Annotated in this window: 3 protein-coding genes; 1 reads left to right on the top strand and 2 read right to left on the bottom strand. The window is 72.7% G+C overall.

The window, feature by feature from the left end; all coding sequences use genetic code 11:
• Together ABZS54_RS42530 and ABZS54_RS42525 are read right to left on the bottom strand one after the other, a co-directional pair.
• Positions 1–319: replication-relaxation family protein (locus ABZS54_RS42530; protein ID WP_355548705.1), on the bottom strand; the 319-nt coding region annotated here is incomplete at its 3' end.
• 350 nt (positions 320–669) lie between these two features.
• Complete coding sequence (locus ABZS54_RS42525) at positions 670–1,650, bottom strand: replication-relaxation family protein (RefSeq protein WP_355548703.1); 981 nt, start codon at positions 1,648–1,650, stop codon at positions 670–672.
• Positions 1,651–2,595: 945 nt separating this feature from the next.
• Here ABZS54_RS42525 and ABZS54_RS42520 point away from each other — a divergent pair.
• Positions 2,596–3,087: a hypothetical protein gene (locus tag ABZS54_RS42520; protein ID WP_355548700.1), complete on the top strand. Its 492-nt coding sequence runs from the start codon at positions 2,596–2,598 to the stop codon at positions 3,085–3,087.
• Positions 3,088–3,323: the final 236 nt, after the last annotated feature.

Here is a 3,323-nt window from a genome sequence, read left to right as displayed (position 1 = left end):
CGGCGAGGGCGCGACCGGCCACGCCGCCGCGCAGGGCGGCCGCGCCGGTCGCGGCGCGCGGTCGGTGCGGGGCGCCGGACGCGGTGATCGCGGCCTGCCCGGCGCGGGTGAGGTGCCAGACGTCGGCGCGCCCGTGGCGCACCCGGGCGACCAGGCCGCGTTCCTCCTGGGCGAGGGTGACGCGGCGCAGGTAGGCGGTGCTCGCGTGGTCGGGGGTGAGCAGTGCGTGCAGCTGGGCGAGTGTGGCGACGCGGACACAGCCGAGGGCGGCCAGGACCCGGCCACGCAACACCACCCCGCCGACACCGTCAGCGGACACGGACGGGGACGGGGACTTCGGGTGGGGTTCGTGCCGCGGTTCCGGTCGACGTTGTTCGGGCATGACGAGTCTCCTCGAAGCGCGGGGCGCCCCCACTGGGCGCCCGGTGCGTCGGACCAGCACCGATGCGCGTGCGGTCGAAACACCGACAGACACCGGACAAGGGGTCCGATACATCCCTTTTTCGCCTTGACCAGGGCGGTTCAAGGCGGTTGCCCCCTTGACCACCCCCTGTTGTCCTGATTCGCCGGAACCACCACCACCGCACCGGACGGCCCGGCGTGGTGGCAAGGCGCGTGAGTGCGCACCAAGAAAGGTGCGATGCGGTGCGGTGCCGTGCGGTGCGGGTACTACCAGGGGTCGGATTCGTCGGCGTCGAACCAGGCGTCGGCCGCCGACGGCGCATCGAACCGAGTTCGGCCGGGCGCACGGGTCGTCCCGGTCTCGAAGAGCGAAGGTGCGTCCGGTGCGCCCGGTGTGAGCTGTGCGAGGCGCAGGCGGGGTGGTCGTGCGTTCAGGGGCAGCCACAGGGGTCCAGCGGGTGAGGTGCCCTGTTTCCACACGCCGGTGGCGACGGGGATGTCGGGGTGGGCGCGGGTGAGTGCGGTGCGGGCGGTTGTTTCGCGGCCGGGGGTGGTGAAGGCGAACAGCAGGATCGGGTCGTCGTGGACGTGGATCAGGGTGCGCAGGTGTCGCGCGTTGGGGGCGGAGAGTTTGGTGTAGAGGGCGAGTTTGTCGATCAGGCGTTGGAGGCGTTCGGTGCCCGTGTCGTACTCGATCGTCGCGGTGACGCGGTGGGCGCCCTCGCGCCAGGTGACGATGGCGTCGGGGCGGGGGTAGGGGTCGGGGTCGCCTGGTTCGCCGAGGACGAACAGGTCGCGTTCGGTCGACCACCGCAGGACGCGGCTGTCGGGGTGGGCGCGGGAGTGGGCGATCAGGGCGGTGTGGAGGCCGTTGACGCCGAGGAGGTGGGCGAGCTTGGTGGGGGGCATGGTGGCCAGGGCGCGGTCGCGGCGGGCGCGGCGGACCGCCGGTCGGGTGTCCTCGCCGGTTTCCTCGGCCACCAGCACTGCACCGGCGGGGGCGAGGACGAAGTGTCCGGGGTGGGAGCCGCGGTCGGCGCGGGGGCGGAACCGGTCGACGGCCTGGAGGCCGCGCAGGATCTGCATGCGGTGCCGGGCGGTCACGGTGCTGCCGAACGCGAGTTCCGCGATCTGGTGCGTGGTGAGCAGGCGGTGCGTGGCCAGGATGCGCAGGATCAGGCGGTCGCGCTCCTCCAACCGCCGCGCCAACGCGTCACGTATCGACCACGCCACTTCGTCACCGGCCATGGGGATCAACTCCTTCGGGATGGGGGCGAACACGAACGGACGCGAGGAACACGAAGGGGTCGTCCGGAAACGGACGACCCGAGAACGGGAAGAGGGCGCGGACCGGCAGCGATCCGGCAGGACGAACGGGACACCGCGAGGAGGGGCGAGCGGGCGGAGCCGCCGTGTCCACGCCCCCGCCCGGGTGTGATTGGAGAAAGACATGACTTCTCCATAAACATGTTCGGGGCATCACCGGCCAACCCACACGCCCCTTCACCTGCGGGTACGCGTCCCCCGACCCCGGACGATGAGAGCGGCCGAACGAACGGCCTACGCATCGGCCGACGGAACGTCCGATGGAACGTCCTCGGGCGCAGCCGGGCGGCCATCCACGCCCGAAAGAACGCGGACGCGGGCGGGCAACAGCCCGGGAGCACGAATTGAGGGGCGCGGCGCGGACTCGGGCAAGGCCCGACGGCGGCCCCGGAGGAACCGGGGGCGATCCGCGCGGACGAACAGCGGCGGATCGGCCCGCGATCGGCAACACGCCCCGAACGCGAACGACTTCCAGTAGGCACCACCGGTCCCCGCCGGCGCAAGGCCTTCATCAGGCGGTGCGCGGGGGCGTCTTCCCCGTGCTCGCCGCGCCGCCGGATGCTCGCGCGGGGGTGGTGGCCGGCCATGCCGATCCCCGGGAACGCGGTCTCGCCGCCGAGGGTGCGTCGAGAGTGCACGCAAGTGGCATGGAGGTGGCACGAAGGTGGCACGGCCGCGTGGTACGGCGCGGCCGACGACGGCCCGGCGCAGCCGCGGTGAACGGCACCACGTGGGTGGGTGCGTCGAAAGTGCGCGGGAGGTGCGCGGAGGTTGCATGGCCGGGTGGTGGTGGGCGCGCTCGGCTTCTCGCGGTGGGGGTGCGGGTGGGGCGCGCGACTTGTGACCGGCGGTGTCGTTGAGCCCGTGGTGACCACCTCTTCGCCCCGCTCGCGCCTCATCGTCGTCGTTGCGGTCTGCCACCTGTGCGGGGACCCGGCCCCGGGCGACAACCGGCCACCCGTGATCCTGCGACCCGGGCTCGGAGGACCCCGGCCGGTACGACTGTGCGCACGTTGCCGGAGCATCCGGCCCGGCCGCGATCGCGGCGAACTCGTCCCCGACGACGAGACCTGGGCCTTCCTCGAACGCGAAACCACCGCACTGGGACAGGACTACGAGAGCGGCCGATGGCTGCCCTGGCGCGACGAACTCCACTGGGCACAGAACCTGCGCGCGACCACCTGGACGCAAAGCGCCGTCGAACACGCCCTGCGCGACGCCGGACCCCACGTGAGCACCGGGCGCCTGGTCCACGTCGTCGAACCCCTCCCTGGGCTGCTCGCCCTCGTCGACGACGGCGACCCCGCCCTCCGCACCCTGCGCCGATTCCTGGACAACCTCACGGCGGGACCGGCGTAGCCGTCGGCGAGACGGTCCTTCCACGGTTCGGGCGGTACGCCGGCTCGTAGGGTCACCCGGACGAGCGACTCCTGTTCGTGGCCTTGGTGCTGCCCGGGGCGGTTGCGGCGGTCCTGCGGGTCACTCCCAGGCGGTGGCCTGGAAGGTGACCGCTTTGCGGGTGGGGACGGCGGTGATGCGCAGGTAGGCGGTGTGGCCTTCCTCGGTCTGGACGCACACGCGCATGCCCTGGGCCA

The sequence above is a fragment of the Embleya sp. NPDC005575 genome (assembly GCF_040605455.1).
GTDB lineage: Bacteria > Actinomycetota > Actinomycetes > Streptomycetales > Streptomycetaceae > Embleya.
This window is presented reverse-complemented; position numbering and strand designations above follow the sequence as displayed.